Source organism: Xanthobacter sp. 126, assembly GCF_000526175.1.
GTDB lineage: Bacteria > Pseudomonadota > Alphaproteobacteria > Rhizobiales > Xanthobacteraceae > Xanthobacter > Xanthobacter aminoxidans.
This window is the reverse complement of the sequence record NZ_JAFO01000001.1, coordinates 3,930,104-3,949,622: the sequence shown is the minus strand read 5'-3', so window position 1 is coordinate 3,949,622 and position 19,519 is coordinate 3,930,104. Positions and strand designations below refer to the sequence as shown.

Annotated in this window: 18 protein-coding genes and 2 pseudogenes; 8 read left to right on the top strand and 12 right to left on the bottom strand. The window is 65.5% G+C overall.

Annotation, left to right across the window (positions count from 1 at the left end):
- Positions 1 to 215 precede the first annotated feature (215 nt).
- The 3 genes from XAN126_RS0118750 (at position 216) to XAN126_RS0118740 (ending at position 5,260) form a co-directional block, all read left to right on the top strand.
- Positions 216 to 2,066, top strand: coding sequence for an acyl-CoA dehydrogenase (locus tag XAN126_RS0118750; protein ID WP_024280114.1), 1,851 nt, complete (start codon positions 216 to 218; stop codon positions 2,064 to 2,066).
- Between the two features lie 182 nt (positions 2,067 to 2,248).
- A complete protein-coding gene (locus XAN126_RS0118745; protein ID WP_024280113.1) occupies positions 2,249 to 3,469 on the top strand; it encodes an ABC transporter substrate-binding protein in 1,221 nt (406 codons plus the stop codon).
- 102 nt (positions 3,470 to 3,571) lie between these two features.
- Positions 3,572 to 5,260 carry an AMP-binding protein gene (locus XAN126_RS0118740; RefSeq protein ID WP_197024062.1) on the top strand — a complete coding sequence of 563 codons (1,689 nt, stop codon included), beginning with the start codon at positions 3,572 to 3,574 and terminating at the stop codon, positions 5,258 to 5,260.
- Positions 5,261 to 5,298: 38 nt separating this feature from the next.
- Here XAN126_RS0118740 and XAN126_RS27935 read toward each other — a convergent pair whose 3' ends face one another.
- The 3 genes from XAN126_RS27935 to XAN126_RS29155 form a co-directional block, all read right to left on the bottom strand.
- A complete protein-coding gene (locus tag XAN126_RS27935) occupies positions 5,299 to 5,424 on the bottom strand; it encodes an NAD(P)-binding domain-containing protein (RefSeq protein ID WP_081762695.1) in 126 nt (41 codons plus the stop codon).
- Between the two features lie 155 nt (positions 5,425 to 5,579).
- On the bottom strand, positions 5,580 to 6,488 hold the full coding sequence (locus XAN126_RS0118730; protein WP_024280111.1) for a LysR family transcriptional regulator: 909 nt from the start codon (positions 6,486 to 6,488) through the stop codon (positions 5,580 to 5,582).
- Positions 6,489 to 6,776: 288 nt separating this feature from the next.
- Complete coding sequence (locus XAN126_RS29155; protein WP_024280110.1) at positions 6,777 to 6,956, bottom strand: recombinase family protein; 180 nt, start codon at positions 6,954 to 6,956, stop codon at positions 6,777 to 6,779.
- A gap of 372 nt (positions 6,957 to 7,328) precedes the next feature.
- Here XAN126_RS29155 and XAN126_RS27925 point away from each other — a divergent pair, with 372 nt between their 5' ends.
- Positions 7,329 to 8,501 carry a glycosyltransferase family 4 protein gene (locus tag XAN126_RS27925; RefSeq protein WP_081762694.1) on the top strand — a complete coding sequence of 391 codons (1,173 nt, stop codon included), beginning with the start codon at positions 7,329 to 7,331 and terminating at the stop codon, positions 8,499 to 8,501.
- Between the two features lie 615 nt (positions 8,502 to 9,116).
- Entirely contained in the window at positions 9,117 to 10,037 is a 921-nt protein-coding gene (locus tag XAN126_RS0118720; RefSeq protein ID WP_245272290.1) for a filamentous hemagglutinin N-terminal domain-containing protein, read from the top strand.
- On the opposite strand, the gene XAN126_RS0118715 is transcribed toward XAN126_RS0118720, so the two are convergent.
- A complete protein-coding gene (locus tag XAN126_RS0118715) occupies positions 10,009 to 10,698 on the bottom strand; it encodes a protein glxC (RefSeq protein ID WP_024280108.1) in 690 nt (229 codons plus the stop codon). The two genes, XAN126_RS0118720 and XAN126_RS0118715, sit on opposite strands and share 29 nt — an antisense overlap.
- 1 nt (position 10,699) lies before the next feature.
- Positions 10,700 to 10,915, bottom strand: a pseudogene (locus XAN126_RS0118710) (glutamine amidotransferase); the annotation flags it as partial.
- 34 nt (positions 10,916 to 10,949) lie between these two features.
- Between XAN126_RS0118710 and XAN126_RS0118705 the strand changes: the two are divergent.
- On the top strand, positions 10,950 to 11,132 hold the full coding sequence (locus XAN126_RS0118705; RefSeq protein ID WP_081762693.1) for a Rid family hydrolase: 183 nt from the start codon (positions 10,950 to 10,952) through the stop codon (positions 11,130 to 11,132).
- A gap of 253 nt (positions 11,133 to 11,385) precedes the next feature.
- On the opposite strand, the gene XAN126_RS0118700 is transcribed toward XAN126_RS0118705, so the two are convergent.
- The 6 genes from XAN126_RS0118700 to XAN126_RS29150 form a co-directional block, all read right to left on the bottom strand.
- On the bottom strand, positions 11,386 to 12,210 hold the full coding sequence (locus XAN126_RS0118700; RefSeq protein WP_024280105.1) for a DNA-binding transcriptional regulator: 825 nt from the start codon (positions 12,208 to 12,210) through the stop codon (positions 11,386 to 11,388).
- A gap of 118 nt (positions 12,211 to 12,328) precedes the next feature.
- Positions 12,329 to 13,174, bottom strand: a complete 846-nt coding sequence (locus tag XAN126_RS0118695) for a fumarylacetoacetate hydrolase family protein (protein ID WP_024280104.1) — start codon at positions 13,172 to 13,174, stop codon at positions 12,329 to 12,331.
- A 43-nt stretch (positions 13,175 to 13,217) separates the two neighbouring features.
- The gene (locus XAN126_RS0118690) at positions 13,218 to 14,747 is read right to left on the bottom strand and encodes a bifunctional 3-(3-hydroxy-phenyl)propionate/3-hydroxycinnamic acid hydroxylase (RefSeq protein ID WP_024280103.1); all 1,530 of its coding nucleotides are present in this window, start codon (positions 14,745 to 14,747) and stop codon (positions 13,218 to 13,220) included.
- A 158-nt stretch (positions 14,748 to 14,905) separates the two neighbouring features.
- Positions 14,906 to 15,874, bottom strand: coding sequence for a VOC family protein (locus XAN126_RS0118685; RefSeq protein ID WP_024280102.1), 969 nt, complete (start codon positions 15,872 to 15,874; stop codon positions 14,906 to 14,908).
- 50 nt (positions 15,875 to 15,924) lie between these two features.
- Positions 15,925 to 17,229 carry an MFS transporter gene (locus XAN126_RS0118680; RefSeq protein ID WP_029877401.1) on the bottom strand — a complete coding sequence of 435 codons (1,305 nt, stop codon included), beginning with the start codon at positions 17,227 to 17,229 and terminating at the stop codon, positions 15,925 to 15,927.
- Between the two features lie 449 nt (positions 17,230 to 17,678).
- Complete coding sequence (locus XAN126_RS29150) at positions 17,679 to 17,840, bottom strand: hypothetical protein (RefSeq protein WP_245272289.1); 162 nt, start codon at positions 17,838 to 17,840, stop codon at positions 17,679 to 17,681.
- A gap of 11 nt (positions 17,841 to 17,851) precedes the next feature.
- Between XAN126_RS29150 and XAN126_RS29145 the strand changes: the two are divergent.
- Positions 17,852 to 17,989: pseudogene (locus tag XAN126_RS29145) on the top strand (acetyl-CoA C-acetyltransferase); the annotation flags it as partial.
- Between the two features lie 163 nt (positions 17,990 to 18,152).
- Here the strand turns inward: XAN126_RS29145 and XAN126_RS0118670 are convergent.
- Positions 18,153 to 19,133, bottom strand: coding sequence for a GlxA family transcriptional regulator (locus XAN126_RS0118670; protein ID WP_024280101.1), 981 nt, complete (start codon positions 19,131 to 19,133; stop codon positions 18,153 to 18,155).
- A 203-nt stretch (positions 19,134 to 19,336) separates the two neighbouring features.
- On the opposite strand from XAN126_RS0118670, the gene XAN126_RS29140 reads away from it, so the two are divergent.
- Positions 19,337 to 19,492 (top strand): hypothetical protein, encoded by a 156-nt coding sequence (locus XAN126_RS29140; RefSeq protein WP_245272287.1) that lies wholly within the window; start codon positions 19,337 to 19,339, stop codon positions 19,490 to 19,492.
- The last annotated feature ends 27 nt before the right edge of the window (positions 19,493 to 19,519 follow it).

The following is a 19,519-nucleotide window of genomic DNA, read 5'->3' as shown; positions in this document are numbered from 1 at the left end:
GACCTGATCGTGCCGGGATGGCACCACCTCCCGCCTGGACCTCCCTTCAGGTGCGGATGCTGGGCCGGGCGTCCAGCGCGCCCGGCCCCTTTTGTCCACGGGTCCGTCGCGGGTCTCGGGTCGCGCAGCACATCGGCACAAGACCGTGGCGCCGCGGCCCTCTACTGAGGAGCTGCTGACGAATACCCAAGCATAAAAGAAACCGAGGACACACCATGGAAGTCATCGCCCGCAGCGATCTCGATTTTCTGCTCTATCACTGGCTGCGCGCCGATGATCTCAGCGCGCTGGGCAAGTTCAGGGGACAAGGCAAGGCGGACTGGACCGCCTTCCTCGATCTCGCGGAGAAGCTCGCGATCCAGGAGTTCCTGCCCTGCTACAAGATCGCCGACCGCGACGAGCCGCGATTGGAGCATGACGGCAGCGTGAAGGTGCAGAAGGATCTCGCCGAGGCCGTGAGGACCTATCTTTCCATGGGACTGCATCTTGCCTCGGTCGACGAGGCGCGCGGCGGCATGCAGATGCCCTTCCTGATGTCCACGGCGGCGATGGCGCAGATTATGGCGGCTAACATCGCGGGCTCGGGTTTCCTGATGCTGTCCATCGCCAACGCGCGGGTGATCTGCGATTTCGGCACGCCCCGCCAGGTCGAGCTCTTTGCGGCCCCCCAGCACGAGGGGCGCAGTCTTGGTACCATGTGTCTGTCGGAGCCCGATGTCGGTTCCTCCCTTGGCGACATCACGACGCGCGCGGTTGCTGACGGCACGGACGCCATCGGTGAACGCTATCGCATCTTTGGGCGGAAGATGTGGATCTCGGCCGGCGATCAGGACGTCACCGAGACCACCATGCACCTCGTCCTCGCAAAGGTCGCCGACGCCGACGGCCGGCTGCAGGCGGGGACCAAGGGCGTCTCCCTCTTCATCGTGCCGAAGCACCTGCCGGATGAGTTGCCGGCGAGCGACCGCTTCAACGACGTTGAGGTTGCCGGACTAAACCACAAGATGGGATACCGCGGCACGCCCAACTGCATGCTGAACTTCGGCGAAGGCGCGCGCCATCGTCCTCTGGGAGAGGCGGGCGCTATCGGTTATCTCGTCGGTGTGGCGGGGCAGGGGCTGCCCATCATGTTCCAGATGATGAACGAGGCGCGCATCAATGTGGGTCTCGGCGCGGCGGCACTCGCCTATCGCGGCTACCTGCTGGCGTGCGCCTACGCCGCCGAGCGCGTTCAGGGCCGTGCGCTGGAGGACAAGAAGGCGCCGCGACCCGTCCCCATTCTTCGCCACCCCGACGTGAGACGGATGCTGCTGGCGCAGAAGGCGATCGCGGAGGGCGGTCTCGCGCTTTGCCTTTACTCGGCGCGCCTCGCCGATCTCGCGGGGGCCGCAGTAGACGCGCAGGAACGCGCCCGGGCGCAATCCCTGCTCGATATCCTTACGCCGGTCACCAAGTCCTGGCCGTCGGAGCAGGGCCTCCTTGCCAACCATCTCGCCATCCAGATCCACGGCGGCTACGGCTATACGCGCGACTTCGACGTGGAGCAGCTCTACCGGGACAACCGGCTCAATCCCATCCACGAAGGCACGACCGGAATCCAGGCCATCGATCTCCTCGGCCGCAAAGTCCTGAACGACGGGTTGAAATCCTTCGGTCTGCTGATGGGGGAGATGCGCGCCGCTGCCGACGCGGCCCGTGCGTTTCCAGAGCTCGCCGGGATGTCCGGCGCGCTCGATGCCGCTCGCTTGGCCATCGAAGAGACGGTACAAGGCTTTGCGGCGGAGAAAGACATGCCTTCCGCCCTCGCCGATGCGACGCCGTTCCTGGACGCCTTCGGCCATCTGGTCGTCGCTTGGCTTTGGCTCGACATGGCGCGCGCGGCGCTGTCCTCGGCCCCTGCGGCGGAGGTCGCCGGCCTCGATCCGGATCTTGTCTCAGGAAAGCTCTGGGCCTGCCGCTACTTCTACGCCGTCGAGGTGTCGAAGATCCGCTCCTTTCTGGCTCCCATCGAGAGCCGGGAAGGGATCTTCCGGGCGGTTCCCGAGTCGGTCTTTCGATACGCGTGACGGTCTAGGGCCGATCGCCCTGCCGATCCGCAGCAGATCCACGCAAGTTTAAGCGGACCCTCGATGCCACACTGGGGCTGCCGATTGAGCCGTTGGTCCAGGCCCCAATATCCACAAGAGCGTCTGCGGCAGGAACACACGGTCTCGTCCAAAACAAAAACAGACTGTTCAGGAGGAAGCTCATGGTCAAGAGAGGTTCGATCCTCGATCCCGCGGCTCTGGCCGCAGGCTTGTTGCTGGCGACGGCGGCGCAGGCCCAGATCAGCGACAACGTGGTGAAGATCGGCGTGCTCAACGACATGTCGGGCCTTTATGCCGACGTGACAGGCATGTCGACGGTCGAGGCCGTGCGCATGGCCATCGAGGACTTCGGCGGCAAGGTCAAGGGCGCTCCGATCGAGCTGATCTATGCCGATCACCAGAACAAGCCGGATGTCGGCGTTTCGATCGCCCGCAAGTGGATCGACGTCGAAAAGGTGGACGCGATCGTGGACGTGCCCGGCTCTTCCATCGCCCTCGGCGTGCAGGAGGTCACCCGGGAGGCCAACCGGGTGTTCATCAACACCGGATCAGGCTCGACAGCCCTGTCGGGCGCCAAGTGCTCGCCCACGGCGGTGCAATGGACCTACGACACCTATGCGCTGGCGCAGGGCATCGGTGCTGCCGGCGTGCAGAAGCTGGGCGACACCTGGTTTTTCCTGACCGTCGACTATTCGTTCGGGCAGGCGATGGAGAAGGACATTGCGGCGGTCGTCACGGCGAACGGCGGCAAAGTCCTCGGCAGCACGCGCCATCCGCTGAACGCGGGGGATTTCTCGTCTTTCCTGCTGAAGGCCCAGTCCTCGGGCGCCAAGGTGGTGGCGTTCGCCAATGCGAGCACCGACGCGGTGAATGCAGTCAAGCAGGCCCAGGAATTCGGCTTGCCCCAGTCCGGACAGGTCATCGCTGCGCCGCTGATGCTCATCACCGACGTGCATGCCCTGGGTCTCAAGAGCGCCCAGGGGCTGATGGTCGTCGATGCCTTCAATCCGGAGCGCGACGAGGACAGCCGTGCTTTCACCAAGCGCTACATGGATCGGACGAAACGCATGCCGTCGATGGTGCAGGCCGCCGCTTATTCCGCGGTCGGCCACTATCTGAAGGCGATCGAGGCTACCGGCACCGACGAGGCCAAGACGGTGATCGCACGCATGCGGGAGGTGCCCGTGAACGACGCCTTCGCCAAGGGCGCGCGCCTTCGCCCCGACGGCCGGCTGGAACACGACATGTACCTCATGCGCGTGAAGGCGCCTGCCGAATCCAAGCACGAATGGGATCTGACGACGGTCGTCGCCACCATCCCCGCATCACAGGCAACCCGGCCGCTCGCGGAAAGCGACTGCCCGTTGCTGAAAGACAAGTAACAATCTGAATCGAAGGCATATCTTGATGGCGCAGCCTTCCATTCCCACGCCCAGGTCAATTCCGCCCGCGTATCTCGCGGCTCCTGCCGCAGGAGGACACCCATGATCGAGAAGGGAGCGATGGGTCCCAGGGCGAATCCGCGTCTGTCTGCCGAAGCGCCATGGCTCGCGTTCTACGAGGGCCATGTGCCGGTTCGCATCGAGCCGAAGCACCGAGACATGCTCTCGGTGTTCAAGGACGCCGTCGCCCGCAACCCGCAGGGAGCGGCTCTCATCTATTTCGACCGGACGGTCAGCTATTCCCAGCTTGATGCCGACAGCGATGCGCTTGCCATCTGGCTGCGACACCACGGCATCGGGCGCGGTGATCGCGTGCAGGTGGTGGCCCAGAACATTCCGGCGTTCCCGCTGGTCTGCATCGCGGCCTGGAAGGTCGGTGCGGTCCCGGTGCCCGGCAATCCCATGTATCGCGCGCCCGAGCTCGCGCGGATTTTCAAGGATGCCGATCCCGCTGCCGTTCTGTGCCAGGACGCCGAGGCGGCGGAGGTGGCCGCCGGGCTTGCCGCCGCCGGACTTGCCGACATCCCCCTGATCGTTGCCTCCCCGCGTGACGGAGCTGAAGCTGCCGCCACCGCGTTCCTGCCGCCTTCGCCTCCGGAGACACCGGGCGAGAAGCTGGCCGATATCGTTCTGCGACATCGCGGCGAGGCGCCCGAGCCAATCGTCATCGCGCCTGACGACCTCGGCCTCATCCTCTACACTTCCGGAACCACCGGCGTGCCCAAGGGCGCCATGCTGACCCATTCCAACATGGCGTTCAGTGCCGAGGTGGCGCGCCAGTGGTTCTCGCTCGGCGAGGGCGACCGCATTCTGGGGATCGCCCCCTTCTTCCACATCACCGGATTGATTTGCCATGTCGCGGTCGCGTTGCGCGCGGGCTGCGCGGTCGTGATGAACTATCGGTTCGAGCCGAAAGCCGCGCTGGCAATCATCCGGGCTCAGCGGCCGACATTCACGATCGGCGCGATAACCGCCTTCAACGCCTTGATGAACCTGCCTGAGGCAGGCAGCGCGGACATGGCGAGCCTCACCAAAGTTTGGTCGGGCGGGGCGCCGATTCCCCCCTCGCTCCGGGATGCTATTCGAGAGCGGCTCGGCTTCACCGTACACAATGCCTATGGCATGAGCGAATTGACCTCGCCAGCGGTTCTGACCCCATACGGTGCGGAAGCTCCTGTGCGCGAGGGGGTCTTGTCGCTCGGTGTTCCGGTCCCCTCGACCGATATCCGGATCGTCGATGAGGCCGGCGCGGAGCAGCCCGTCGGGGTTGCCGGCGAACTCCTGTTCCGGGGCCCCCAGATGATGGCCGGCTATTGGCGCAAGCCCGAGGAAAACGCCATCGCACTGGCAGGCGGCTGGATGCATACGGGCGACATCGGCTTCCGCGACGAGAGGGGATGGATCTACCTCGTCGACCGGAAGAAGGACGTCATCATAGCGAGCGGCTTCAAGGTGTGGCCGCGCGAAGTGGAGGACGTGCTTTACGCCCATCCCGCCGTGCGCGAGGCCGTCGTGGTGGGCGTCCCCGATGCCTATCGCGGTGAGACGGTAAAGGCCTGCGTGTCGCTGGTGGCGGGGGTGGAGGTTACAGAGCAGGAACTCTCCACCTACTGCCGTGAGCGGCTTGCGGCATACAAGGTCCCGCGCTTGATCTCGATCATGGACGATCTGCCCAAGACCATCACCGGCAAGATCCGGCGCGTGGCTTTGCGCGAGAGTGGGGAGGCATAACGACGTCGTCGTTTTTCAGCTGACGTTGACCCGAAGTTTTATCCAGCGCTGAGTTCGTTCTGGGGGGTGGTGGCGCTCACCCTGAAGCCCTTGCCGGCAAGGGTCGCGGCCATGCCGAAGCCCATGTTGCCGAGGCCGATGACGCCGATTGTCTCGATGGTCATGAGAATGTCCGTGGTTAATTTCCACGAGCATCCTCGCGAGGGATCGTTGCCACAAGAATGACTTTTCGCACTCTACGTGCGGAAAAAGGCAACGCTCGTCCGATCGTGCGTTCCGCGGAGATTGCGAGGGCCCGCCCTTGCCCGCGATCCCGGCTCTACGGCACGTTCTGGAAAGCGTGCATGTGCTGGGCGAGATGGTTGAGCAGCCGCCGGGAGGCTTCCGGCAGGCGGCGGCAGGCGCGCAGCAGCAGGTGGCTGCGGGCTTCGGACAGGAGGGCATCACGCAGCGCGATGGCGCGCATGGCGCCGGTTGCCACCTCGTCTGCCACCACGAAGTGGGGCAGGAACCCGACGCCCAGCCCCTGCGCGATGAACCGGCGGTGCAGGTCGAAGGAGGCGGTCTCCAGCCGTCCGCCGAGGTGGAAGCCTTCGTTCGCCTCCACCCGGCCGATCATCTGGCGCAGGCCGTGATCGGGCGGAAACAGCGCCACCGGCTCGGAGGCGAAGGTGCGCAGGGGCACCGCCACCCCGCCGGACTTCAGCGGGTGGTCCGGCGGCACGATGGCGAACAGCGGCTGGCGGGCCGTGACCACGCTGCGCACATCCGGGTGGGCCTGCGGATTGTAGGCCATGCCGATATCCGCATCGCCCTGCGCGATGGCCGCGAGGATGCCGTCCGTGGTGCCGAGGGTGATCTTGTATCCAACGCCGCCATAATGCTCGGAAAAGCTGGCGAGGCCATGCTCCATCAGGTCGGCGACGAAGCCGCCGCCGCACCAGATGCGCACGGTGCCCTGCTGCACGCCCCGAAGGCGGCTCAGCCGGTCCTCCAGCAACAGGCGTTCGTCGGCCTCGCGCTGGGCATGTTCGGCGACGATTCGGCCGGCCTCCGTCGGCACGACGCCACGCGGCAGACGCTCGATCAGCGGCTGGCCCACCTCGGCCTCCAGATCGATGATCTGCCGGCTCACCGCCGAGGCGGCAACGTTCAGGGTCTCCGCAGCGGCCCGGACGGAGCCGGCGCGGATGACGGCAAGGAGATATCTGAGGGCCCTATCCTGCATCGTCGCACAGTGAGGCATGCCGACGCTTAAAACGAATTGAATGATGGTCGCACGCGGGGCCGTGTCACGTGGACACCGGTTCCTCGCGCCCTTGCTGCCGTTCTGCCTTTGGCGGTCCGTTCAGCAATCAGGGATCATTCGAACTCTGCAATACCCGCAAAGAGTCCCAACACCACGCGGCCGGCGTGGTCGGCTCGGCCAGGGAGCGGAGGCCGGCGCCAGCGGTCGACACGCGCTCTGGGATGTCGAGAAGATCGCGGGTGGAGCGCGCAAATCGGTCGAGGCGCGTCACCTGACCACGTCGCCACCCCGCAATCGCCCCGGCATCGCCTCGATCTGGGGCCGCGTGCGGACCGCGCCGCTGCCTTTCTCCTCGAAAATGCGCTCGCACCCGGCCACCTGCAGCGCCGTGCATTGTCGGGTCAGGTCGTGGTCGTCGGTCGAGACGCAGGCGGATCCGATGCGCATCAGGAGGCCTGTTGCAAAACTTGTCGCAGAGATGATCCGTTCTGCGACTGACGTTTGCAACGCTGAAGCTGAAGCTGAGGCGGATCGGGAGGGGTGTGGGTGTCGCAAAAGTTAGTCCTTTTGTGAACGATCGGAGAGCGCCAGGAGCTGCCGTCGGCATCTGCCCGATTGCGGACATGCAGGCTAGCGACATGCTGCCGGTGTCGGCGGCAGGCAGTGATGCACTCCACAGCCTATGCGCGAGTTTCCGGTTGAAACCTCAATACCTACCCGCCAAGATGCCCTTAAAGGTTCCGCGCGGAAGAACGCTGTTTCGTAAGGGAAACCATCTTAATTTCGTGCGATAAATTCTTTTTTGGTTTGGAGAAATCCATGCACAAGAAAATTATGCTGAATTGGCAGGCTAATAATTATTTTGGATGGGGATTGCTTGGTTTGAATATTTTTCAACGCTGGGCGGTCGATCCAGATGTGCAACCATTGATGGGCCGCCCGATCGGACCGGCCGATGTTCAGGCCATGGATCCTTTGCGCATGTTCGCAATGGGTCCCGCCGTGATTAAATCCAATACATTTCTAGCCGGCTTAATCGCGGACAAGACCGGCGCCGCCGCAAAGGACATCATCGTCGTGAATGGGTTCGGCAATCGGTTCGGCGCGGCGGCGGCGCCTCACTTCAAAGGACGGCGAACAATCGCTCGGTGCGTGTTGGAGGATACGCGTGTCGATAACGCTCGTCAGCTGTTAGCTAGCCACGACGATGTGCTGTGTGCTTCGAACTGGAGTGCAGATATTTTAAGGGCGACGAGTGGAAAGCCTGTGACAATGATTTATGAGGGGATAGATAGCTCACAGTTTTTCCCGGGACCCAAATCCGGAGTTCTCGACCCCAGTAAATTTTACGTATTCTCTGGTGGAAAGATCGAATTTCGTAAAGGACACGATCTGGTATTGTTGGCATTCCGCGAATTTGCGGCGCGCCACAAAGAGGCCGTTCTGGTCGCTGCCTGGCATTCTCCCTGGCCAAAGGGCTCTGTGGGCTTTCAGGGCAAGCTGAAATCCCCGCTTAGAATGGATACCAGAGGCGTGCTGGATGTGAAGCGATGGATTATCGAGAATGGGGTCGATGAGAGCCAGTTTCTAGAATTGCCACCGACACCTAACCCATTGATCCCATCAATTTTACGCGAAATGGACTGCGCAGTACAGGTGTCGCGATGCGAGGCCGCCACAAATCTCCCCGCGAAGGAAGCGATGGCTTGCGGGATTCCGGTGATACTCGCCAATAACACGGGCACCCGCGACTTGGTTGGCAACGACAATTGTGTCGCTCTGAGCGCTCAGGCTCCCGTCGCGTCGAATTCAGTCGGCACAGAAGGTTGGGGAGAAAGCAGTGTAGAGGAAATTGTCGCTGCTTTAGAGATGTTGTTTACCGATGGTGAATCCCGAAAGCAAATTGGAGCCCGTGGGGCTCAGTGGATCATGAATGAGGGGCGCACTTGGGGTCACCATGCGGCCGCCCTGAAGTCATATCTTCTAACTTAATTTGTTGTGTTTGATGGCGTATCCAACGTGAAGTTTTTTTAAACATATTCACTGCCACTGTGGTTGAATTTCCCAGAAACGGACCTGCTGAACGTCGGCCAAAGATCATTTCACGCTGCGGTATTGCAAAGGTCGCCACTTTTGCGACGCGCGAAAGTTGGGAATTCTGCGGGATGGATGAGGCGCGCGAGAGGATAACGCGCTGCTGGGCTGGCGGCCTCAATATTGGGTATCGTTGCGGTTCCATCTCGATTCGCCATGTGTGACAATATCATCACATCGCATCATGAAACCGTTCGGCGGCCCTGGCCCCGCTCGTTGGCGTTGATTCCTATATCTATATGAATATAACGTTTGAGTGCCCATCGTGAATTGCGTTCTCATGCAGCTTTCATAACCCGTTCATTTCGTTCGAAGGATTGCAGATGACCCTTATCCAGACCCGCGCGTGCGGGCACGGGAGGGTGCGCGCCTGTGTCCATCTGCCTGGCCAGCGGCATGCAAGGCTGATCGGCGCAATTCGGGTCGGACGGTCGGCGCCCAGGTCCCGGCGTTTGGCGCGCCTCCTGGCCGCCTCCACAGCCCTTGCACCCCTCTTCATCCCGCATCCCGCCAGTGCCGCCTCAGGGCGGCACTGTGGCGGCGGGGGCGGCCACCATCTCCCAGTCGGGCTCAACCACCACCGTCAATCAGTCCACCAACAAGGCCATCATCAATTGGCAGTCCTTCTCCGTGGCCAAGACGGAAACGGTGGACTTCAACCAGCCCTCCAGTTCTTCCGTCACACTGAACCGTGTCACCGGAAATGAAAGCTCGATCATCGCCGGCGCGATCAATGCCAACGGTCAGGTCTTCATCGTCAATTCCGCCGGAATCCTCTTCACCGGCACCAGCCAGGTGAACGTGGGCGGCCTCGTCGCCTCGACGATCGATATTCCCAACCAAGATTTTCTGTCCGGCAATTACGTCTTCTCCGGATCGTCCGGCAATTCCGTCATCAACAAGGGCTCGCTTACTGCCGCGCCCGGCGGCTATGTCTCGCTCATGGGCAAGACGGTCTCCAATCAGGGCGTCATCACCGCCACGCTCGGCACGGTGGCACTCACTTCGGGCTCGAAGATCACGCTCAATTTCGACGGCAGCTCCCTGTTCGACGTGACCATCGACCAAGGCGTCATGAACGCGCTGGTCGAGAACAGGCAGCTCATCAAGGTCGACGGCGGCAAGGTCATCCTGACCGCGAAGGCGGCAGATGCGGTGCTCTCCGGGCAGGTCAACAACACCGGGCTCATCCAGGCCCGCACCATGGCCTCTCTGATCGGGGGCAAGGCCACCTACAAGACGGGCTCCATCAAGCTGAAGGCGGCCGGCGGCACCACCAAGGTGTCCGGCGCCCTCGACGCATCCGCCCCCAGCGGGGGCGACGGCGGCTTCATCGAGACCTCCGCGAACACGGTGAAAGTCGCGGACTTGCGCGGCGTGGTCGGAAGCCAGTCTCGCTCGCTCATCAGTAGGCATCCACATTGTCGATGTTGAAATTGTAGAGCTTGCGGGCCGAGCCGTAGCGGCGGAACTCGCCCACATCCACCTTGCCGGCTTCGCCAGCGGCCTTGATGAGATCGATCAGTTCCTGCCGGTGCTCGTCTCGCATCTCCTTTTCGATGCAGTCCGCTCCGAGCCCTGCCACAGGCCCGCGCACATAAAGGCGGGCCTCATAAAGGCTGTCGCCCAGTGCCTCGCCGGCCTCGCCGAACACCACGAGGCGCCCGCTCTGGCCCATGAAGGCGGAGAGGTGGCCGATGCCGCCCTTTACCACGATGTCGATGCCCTTCGTGGAGATGCCGCAGCGGGCGGAGGCGTTGCCCTCCACGATGAGCAGGCCGCCGCGACCGGTGGCGCCCGCCGACTGGCTGGCATCGCCCTTCACATGGATGAGGCCGCTCATCATGTTCTCGCCGGCGCCCTGGCCGGCGCTGCCTTCCACCACCAGGGTGGCCTGCTTGTTCATGCCGCCGCAGAAATAACCCACGGGGCCGGCGATGGTGACGGTGACGGGGGCATCTACCCCCGCTGCGATAGCGTGCTCGCCGGAGGGGTTCAGCACCGTCCAGTCGGTTTCGTTTGTGGTGGGGCCGAGCTGTTGCAGGGCCGCGTTCAGCTCCCGGAGGGAGGACTTCGCGAGATCGACGACGGGCATGTCAGGAATGCTCCCAGAAATGGACAGTCGCGGGCTTGGGCTCCCACACCTTGGCGCTCGCGATGTCCGGCAGGACGGTGAGGCTCTTGAACTCGGAGGCGAAGGCAACGTAGCGGTCGGTCTCGGCCATCACCGCCGGCTTGCAGGCGATAGGATCGCGCAGCACCGAGAAGCCGTTCTCCGTGCCCACCACGAAGGTGAAGAAACCGTCCAGATCCTTCAGGAAGGCGATTGCCGAGGCGGGCGGCCGCATGTCGGACGTGGTGCGCACGGTGGTCTATGTGCGCGACATGGCAGATGCGGACGGGGTCGCCCGCGGCCATCTGGAGCGCTTCGACGCCATCCGTCCCGCCAGCACCCTGGTGCAGGTCACCTCAATGCTAAGGCCTTGGCAGAAGGTGCAAATCGAGACCTATGCCAAGGTGGTGGCATAAGGTTTGCGCGGCCCCTGAAGCGGGGCACTTCGCAATGTTGTTCCCCGGGAGGGGACCGCATTCGGTGGCCGATCAGTGAACCCCTCCATCAGAGGGGCCCCGTTTGGACACCGATACCCCCCCAAACAGGGGCCTCGTTCCACGCCGATTCACAACTGCGGTCAGCACGCGGGTGTGGCAGATCTCCCTCCAAGGAGAACACCCGGCCACGCGATGGCGTCGCGCGACCGGGCTCCTTCCGTCCCGGGGCTATCTATGGAACTGCCTCATTCGGCTGCGCGGAGATCGTTCGCGCGATGGCCCGCGCTATGCCCAGCAATGCGTCCGAATGCGCAGAAATCGCCTCGTCCAATGACAGGGCGGTGCGAATCCAGATCATCGAGACCACCGCCTCCACCCGATCATCCACCATCACGGGGGCGGCGATGCTGGAGGTCTTCGGCCGGAACTCGCCCCCATCGCGCACTCCGATGGCGCGGCGGCGCGTCTCCTCGATCATGCGCTTGAGCCATGCCTCCTCAAGGAAGGGGCGATCCTCCGGGTCGGGGATGCGGCGCAGATGGTCGAGGATCATTGCCCGTTCCTCGTCCCGGCAGAAGGCGAGATAGGCGCGGCCCGCGGAGGTACGCAGCATGGGCAGGCGATAGCCGATCATGCCCCGGTCGATGGAAAGCGGGCTGCGCGTGTGGGTGGTCTCGTGGATCACCATGGCGGCGTTCTCATACACCGTCAGGTCGAGCGGCCAGACGAGGCGCGGCCCTTGCTCGCCGAACACCGGCCCGGCCGCCTGACACACGCGGGAATGCGACGCATAGCCGTCGCCGAGGCTGGCGGAGAGGCGCGTGACACGCACCTGCGACGAGGAGGCCGAGAAGGCCACATAGCCCTCCTCCTCCAGCGTCTGCAGCAGGCGGTAGACGGTGGGTCGCGGGATGTCGAGGGCGCGGGCGATGGCGGCGGCACTGGTGCTGCCCACCGCATTGATGTGGCGCAGCACGGCGAGCCCGCGGCGCAGCGCGCGCACGCTGTCGGTGCGGTCCTGCGCCCCCGCGCCATCGTCAGCCGGTCGTTGTCCCATGGTCCGGCGGCGCTCCCCCTCGGCCGGACGAGCCGGTCTTCCCGCCATGCTACACACGATGGGAGGGTGGTGCCCAGCCCGGCCGGCCCGGTTGGCGCCGGGCTGGCCGGGTCTGGCCTCAGGCCTCCTCGGCGACGACGGGGTTGCGCAGCACGCCGATGCCGCTCACTTCCACTTCCACCACATCGCCGTCCTTCATGAACAGCTTGGGCGTGCGCCGCGCACCGACACCGCCGGGCGTGCCGGAGACGATCACGTCGCCGGGCAGCAGGGGCAGGATGGTGGAGGTGTAGGCGATCAGCGTGGGGATGGGCGTGATCATCAGGTCCACGGTGGTGCGCTGCACCTCAGTGCCGTTGAGACGGGTGGCGAGGGTGAGGCGGGTCGGATCGCCGATCTCGTCGGCGCTCACCATCCATGGGCCGAAGCCGCCGGTGGCGGCAAACGTCTTGCCGGGCATGAACTGCGAGGTGTGGCGCTGCCAGTCGCGCACGCTGGCATCGTTGTAGCAGGCATAGCCCGCCACATGGGACAGCGCATCGGCCTCCGAGATGCGCCGCCCGCCCTTGCCGATGATGACGGCAAGCTCGCCCTCATAGTCGAACTCGTCGGATTCCAGCGGCTTCACCAGCGCTTCGCCGTCTCCCACCTGGCTGCCGGCATAGCGCGCGAAAAGCATGGGATTGGGAGTGACCGTGCGGCCCGTCTCCACCACGTGGTCGTGGTAGTTGAGGCCGACGCACACGATCTTGTCCGGGTCGGGAATGACCGGCGCCAGCGTCACGTCGGCGAGGGCGAAATCCGCCGGCGCGCCGACCAGAGCGGCGGCGCGGTCGAGACCGCCGGCGATGAAGGTGCGCAACGTTGGCGCCTCGGGGAAGCGGCGGGCGAGATCGACGATCCCGCCATCGGTCACGAGGCCGTAGCCGGCGTTGCCGGCATGGGTGAAGGACGCGAACTTCATGGGGGCAAACCTTTTCCTTGAACGTTTCGGGATGTGAGAGAGATCAGGCGGCAGAGGCCTGTGCGGGGGCGGCGGGGGCCAGCGCATCGGCCATGGCGGCAAGGTCCGTCTCGTCGACCGCGCTTCCGGCCACGTAGCGGTCGGGGCGGACGAGCACCGCCGCCGCGCCGGCCGCGTCCAGCAGCGGGCCGAGGTCGGGGCAGTCGGCCACGGTGACGACGGCGATGCCGGCCGCCTCGAAGCGCTGGCGCACCCGCTCGGAGGCGCGGCGCCAAAGCTGGTCGCAGCACAGCAGGGCGAAGCCGAAGCCCACGGCGTCGTCCAGCCGGCGCCCGTCGGCGAGGCGGGGCTGGGCGAAGCGGCTGCCGGCGATGTCCACGCGGCCGATGGCGACGCCCGGTCCCAGCTGGGGCACGCGGCTGCGCAGGCGCACCACGCCGTCCGCGTCGCGGAAGGCGGCGTTGAGGGCCGCCTCAGTGCCGCAGGTATTGATGAGGCCGCCGAGCCGCACCGCGGTCTCGATATAGGCACGGGCGTCGGGCTCCCGCTCGCTCTGGTAGGTGTCGAGCAGGCTGTCCTCGGCCCGCCCCTTCACCACCGCCTCGAGCTTCCAGGCGAGGTTCGCCACGTCGCGGATGCCGGAGCACATGCCCTGGCCCATGAAGGGCGGGGTCTGGTGCGCGGCGTCGCCCGCCAGCAGCAGCCGGCCGGCGCGCCAGCGCTGCGCCACCGCCGAATGGAAGGTATAGACCGCCGCCCGCTCCAGCTCCGCCTCGTCCGGACGCAGCCACGGCGCCAGCAGCGACCAGACTTTCTCGGGATGCACCACGGTGCGGCCATCCTCCTCGGGCAGGACGGTGATCTCCCAGCGGCGGCGGTCGCCGGGACCGCGCACATAGGTGGCGGGGCGCGCGGGGTCGCAATACTGGATGGTGTGATCGCCCAGCTCGGGCTTCGGCCGCCGGAGAATCGCGTCCACCACCAGCCAGCGCTCGTGGAAGCCGAGGTCGTCCATGGAGGAGCCGATGAAGCGGCGCACCAGCGAGCGGGCACCGTCGCAGCCCACCACATAGCGGGCGCGGGCCTGCTGCAGGCGGCCGGTGGCGAGGTCCTCATAGCGGACCGTCACCCCCTCGTCGTCCTCAACGAAGGCGAAGGCGTCACAGCGCGTGCGCACCCGGACGCTGGCGAAGCGCCCGAGGCCGTCACGCAGGGTCCGCTCCAGGTCCGGCTGGTGGAAGCGGTAGCTGGCGTGCCAGCCGAATTCGCTCACCCCGGGCGAGCGCGGCCAGTCCATCAGCAGCGCGCCGTTCACGTCGACGAAGCGCATGCCCGGATTGACCCGCAGCGACGGGACGATTTCATCCGCGAGGCCGATGGTCTGGAACACGCGCATTACCTCGTCATCGAAGTGCACGGCGCGCGGCAGGTGATAGGCCTCTGTCTCGCGTTCCAGCACGAGGGTGGAGACGCCCTGAAGGCCGAGCAGGTTGGCGAGGGTCGCCCCCACCGGGCCGAGGCCGATGATGACGACGTCGAAATGATCCGGCGTGCTGCCGTTTGCCTCGGGCATGGTTTTCCCCGTGTTTGGGCCGGACTGATCCCAGAGCGGGGCTCAGCCGGCAATGATGCCGGTCCCGGCGTCCGCCTAGCGGACATCGGCGCGATGAAGAGAACCTGCGGGAGGGCGGAAGCGCGGTCCCGCGGGGACTTGGATCGGAAGGGCGGCGGTCAGCCCGCCAGCCGGCTGTAGAGCCAGGGGCAGTCGACCACGTCCGGCGACCTGAGGCCTTTCGCGGCTGCCGCGAGGCGCATTTTGCGCAGGCGGGCGCGCGGCTCCTCGGGCAGATAGAGGCGTTCGTGCCCCCAGAAGCTCGGCCCTGCGAAGGTCTCGTGCGGCTCCCATGTGGCCGGATCGATCACCCGCCCGCCCCAGCCGTTCTCCACGAAGAAGCCGGAGGGCGAGTTGGCGTAGAAGGAGGTCATGAAATCGTTGGTGTGGCGCCCCAGCGTGTAGGCGAGGCGCCCCTCGTCCAGCTCGGCGAGGTCGTAGCCCTGGCCCACGTCGTCGAGATTGTTGAACTCGATCATGAAGTGGTGAAAGCCGGTCTGCCCCGAGCCCACCATGGCGAGGCTGTGGTGGCGGCCGTTCACATGAAAGAAATAGAGCGGATAGGGGGTGAGCCCGTAGTCGCTGATGTGGAAGTCGAGCAGGTCGCGATAGAAGGGCAGGAGCGCGTCGATCCGCACCGCGTGCAGCACGGCGTGCCCCATGCCGAACGGGCCGGTGCGGAAGCCCGAGATGGGGCGGCCGGGCACGAAGGGGTCGCTCGCCCGCATGGGCTTGAAGAACAGCTCGACACTGTTGCCGTCGGGATCGGCGAAGGTGATGAGATCTTCGACGAAGCGCCGGTCCGCCAGCGACCGTGAGCCCCGTGACACCGCGACGCCGGCGGCCTCGATGCGCGCGGCGAAAAGGTCGAGGTCCGCCTTCTCCTCCACCTCCCAGCCGATGGCGGCGATCACCGCGCCCGGCTCGTTCACCACGAACAGCCGCTGGCGCTGGTCGTCCATGCGGAAGGTCGTCTGGGCGCGCGTCGCGTCCACCGCCTGCATGGCGAGGAGACCCGAGGCGAAGGCGTTCCAGTCGTCCATCCTGTCCGAGCGGATGCCGAGATAACCGAGCGCGATGACGCCCATGACGGTGGTCCTCCGGGTGGGGGTGGGGTGCGGTGGCGGCGGGCGCGGCCTCAGGCCAGCGGCAGCGCCGAGGCCGAACGGGCGGGGATGAGGAAGCTGCACCAGAAGGTCAGCGCCGCGGACGCCGCGATGTAGAGTGCGGGGGCCGAATTCATCCCGGTCTGGGCGATGAGCGCGGTGGCGGCCAGCGGCGCGAAGCCGGAGAGCAGCGTGACGCTCACATTGTAGGACAGAGCGATGCCGGTGAAGCGCACCTGCGTCGGGAAGAGCCCGGCGAGGATGCTCGGCCAGATGCCGCTCGCCAACGAGAACACCAGCGACAGCAGGCTCAGCACCAGGACGATGCTGGCGCCGTGGTTCGCCATCAGCGCGAACAGCGGAACCACCACCACCACCATGCCCAGAGATCCAACCCGAAGGATGAGGCGTCCGGGCACGAAGTCCCCGGCCCAGCCGGCGAGGATGAGGCCGACGGAGCTGACCACCAGCGCCACCGTCATGGCCAGCGCCACGTCGGGGGCGGGATAATGCAGCGTCTTCACCAGGAAGGCGGGCACGAAGCCGTAGAGCATGCCGTTGAAGCCGGCGATGATGGCGGCGACGCCGGCCGCCATCAGCACCGAGCGGCCGTGATGGCGCATCAGCTCCCGCAGGGGGTGCCGCGTGGCCTTGCCGTGGAGGTTCACGAACTCGGGCGACTCTTCGAGCTTGCGGCGCAACGCGAAGCTGATGAGGCCGATGACACCACCGAGGAGGAAGGCGATGCGCCAGCCGTAGTCCGCCACATCCTGCGGCGGCAGCGCGTACTGGATGCCGAGATTGACCAGGGTCGCGATGAGCACGCCCACATTGACGCAGAAAATGATGAAGCCGCAGGCGAGGCCTGCGCGGGCAGGCGCCGCCTCCACCGCATAGGTCACCGCGCCAGGCAGCTCGCCGCCGAGGCAGATGCCCTGCACGAGGCGGAAGGCCACCAGCAGCAGCGGCGCCGCAATGCCCCAGGACTGGTAGTTCGGCAGCAGGCCGATGGCGATGGTGGCGAGCGTGGTGAGGCCCAGCGAGCCGATGAAGACCGGCCGGCGGCCATAGCGGTCGCCCAGAATGCCCAGCACCGCCCCACCGAACGGCCGGGCCAGGAAGCCGAGGGCCAGGACCGAGAAGGAGAGGATCAGCGAGACGTAGGGATCATCTGTCGGGAAGAACTGGGCGGAGATATACTGGACGAAGATGCCGTAGATGATGAAATCGTAGAATTCGAGCGACCCGCCGAGGCTCGCGAGGAAGATGATCCGCCACTGTCCCTTGTTGAGACTCGGCGCGGCTTGTCCTGAAAGGGGATAAGTGGCGTGTGTCATGGATCCTCGGGGCCTCTCTGTTTATTGGCTGTGTTCTTGAAAGCAGATGCAGGCGTGCCGGGGCCGCCCGCGACTCGCGCGCAAGCGGGCAAAGTCCCGGCGACGCCAAGATGCCAGCGTCTCGATTTACTGATGAAGGTTGATTGTCCTGGGCCGTTCCGAGATGGAAAGCGCAAAGGATTGCTCGGCACGCGGTGGGGCAGGTGCGCCGTCAGTCATGTCATCCTCCCGGATATTATTCTTGCCTGAGGGGTAGGATGAGCGAGGGCCTTTCGACAGCGAATTGTCGCGGCTGTCCATGTGGTGGACATGCTGCATCGCGGTGCCGTCGGTAGCGTATTTTTCTTGCGGCGGGACAAGAACCGCCGCGCCGGCCGATCTCATGCGAGAGGGGGAAACACCGTCGATCGAACGCGGCGGGCGCCTTCCTCGGTCTCCGTTGAACGACGTCAGGCGGGAAATCGCGCATCGGCCGCCTGCCGGCCGGCGATGCGGCCGCCGATGACACATTCGGCGAGGTTGCCGCCGCTCATATAGATGTGGCCGAACAGGCTGCCGAGCTCGCCTGCCGCATAGAGGCCGGGGATCGGCGCGCCGAAGGGGTCCAGCACGCGCTGGTGCGCATCCGCTGGGCTCTTCCGGGGCGCGGCTGATGACGCTGCTGCTGGGCGAATTGGAGCGACGTGGTGGGCGCCTGCAGTCCATGTGCTGTGGTGGTGGCCTGGGCACCGCGACCATTATTGAGCGGATCGAGCCCTGAGCGATCCGCCCTTCGCGCCGAAGGCGTCGTGTGAAGACGGGCTCCCGCGCCAGCCGACCTGGTTCTTCAGCTCGGCCTTGTCCCGCCCGGACGCGGGGAAGGCAAAGGGATCGCCGCGCTTGGGCGAGAGACTGTCGCAAGGCCGGCGCGACATGCCGGTTCGTCAGCCCGGATTGCCGGCATCCGCCCGGCCTGTGCTTGCGTTGCGGCGCAGGGATCGTGGCGTTTCCCCGAACGCGGTCTTGAAGTCCCGTGACAGGTGGGCGCTGTCGGCGAAGCCTGCTCCCATCGCGATGTCTGTCAGCGATCGCTTGCTGTTGAGGATCAGCCATCGTGCATAGTCGAGCCGGAGGCCGCGCTGGAACGCGGCCGGGCTCTGACCGAGGGATACCGCGAACAGGCGCTCGAGCTGGCGCGGGCTGACACCCACATAGCGCGCGATGGCCGCGACCGGCGGAGGATTGTCGAGCCGCTGCTCGATGAACTGCGCGGCCTGTTGCACCCTGACGTCAAGGTGGGGGCCGATCTCCGCATAGAAATGCGGCTGGGGCATCTCGGCCGGTCGCATGTGCTGCAGCATCATGTGCCGCATGGCCTGCTGAGCCTTGTCCCGGCCGCAGTGGCGCGCGACCAGGTAAAGGCCGAGATCGATCGCCGCCGTGGAGCCGGCACAGGTGATCAGATCCCCCTCGTCGATGAAGAGACGCTCCACCCCCGCTTGCAGCTTCGGGAAGCGCTGCTTGAAGGCATCGAGCACATTCCAGTGAACGCAGACCCGCCGCGGCCCCACAAGGCCGGCCCTGGCGATGGCGAATGAGCCGGTGCAGATCCCGAGCAGGCGCACGCCTGACGCCGCCGCCCGCCGCAGGTAGGCGAGTAGGCTCTCCGGCGATGCGTCGTTGAGATAGTCGTTGCCGCCGCATACGGCGAGGTAGTCGAAGTCCGCCGGATCCATCAGGTCGCCGTTCGGGGTGACCAAAATCCCGCAGCTCGACCGCCGCGGCTGGCCATCCAGGGCGTCCCCACCAGCGATCTCGCGCCGACCTTCAAGAAGATCAAGGAACTCAAGGCCGCCCTGTTCTTCGATTCCTCGGACGCTGCAACCAACGCCTTCCAGAGCGGAGAGGCGATCATCGGCGCGCATTTCAATGTGGGCGCCTGGGATTTGGCGGACAAAGGCCTGCCCATCGGCTTCGTCGTACCGAAGGAAGGGGCCTGGGCGGGGGATACCCGGCTGCACCTCGTGAAGGGGAGCGCGAAGAAGGAAGCCGCCGAAAGTTCATCAACCAGGCGTTGACGCCCGAGGCGTCGGGATGCCTCGCGGAGAAGCTCTACCTCGGACCTTCGGTGAAGAACGTCTCGGTCAAGCCGGAAACCGCCCGCACGCTGCCCTGGGGGGAGACGGGATCGGTCAAAAGCCTGATGCTCTTCAACTGGGCGGACATCAACGCGCTGCGTGCGGGCGTCGTCGATACGTGGAACCGCGAAATCGCCCGCAAGTAAGCTGGCCGACACCAGCAGCATGAGCCC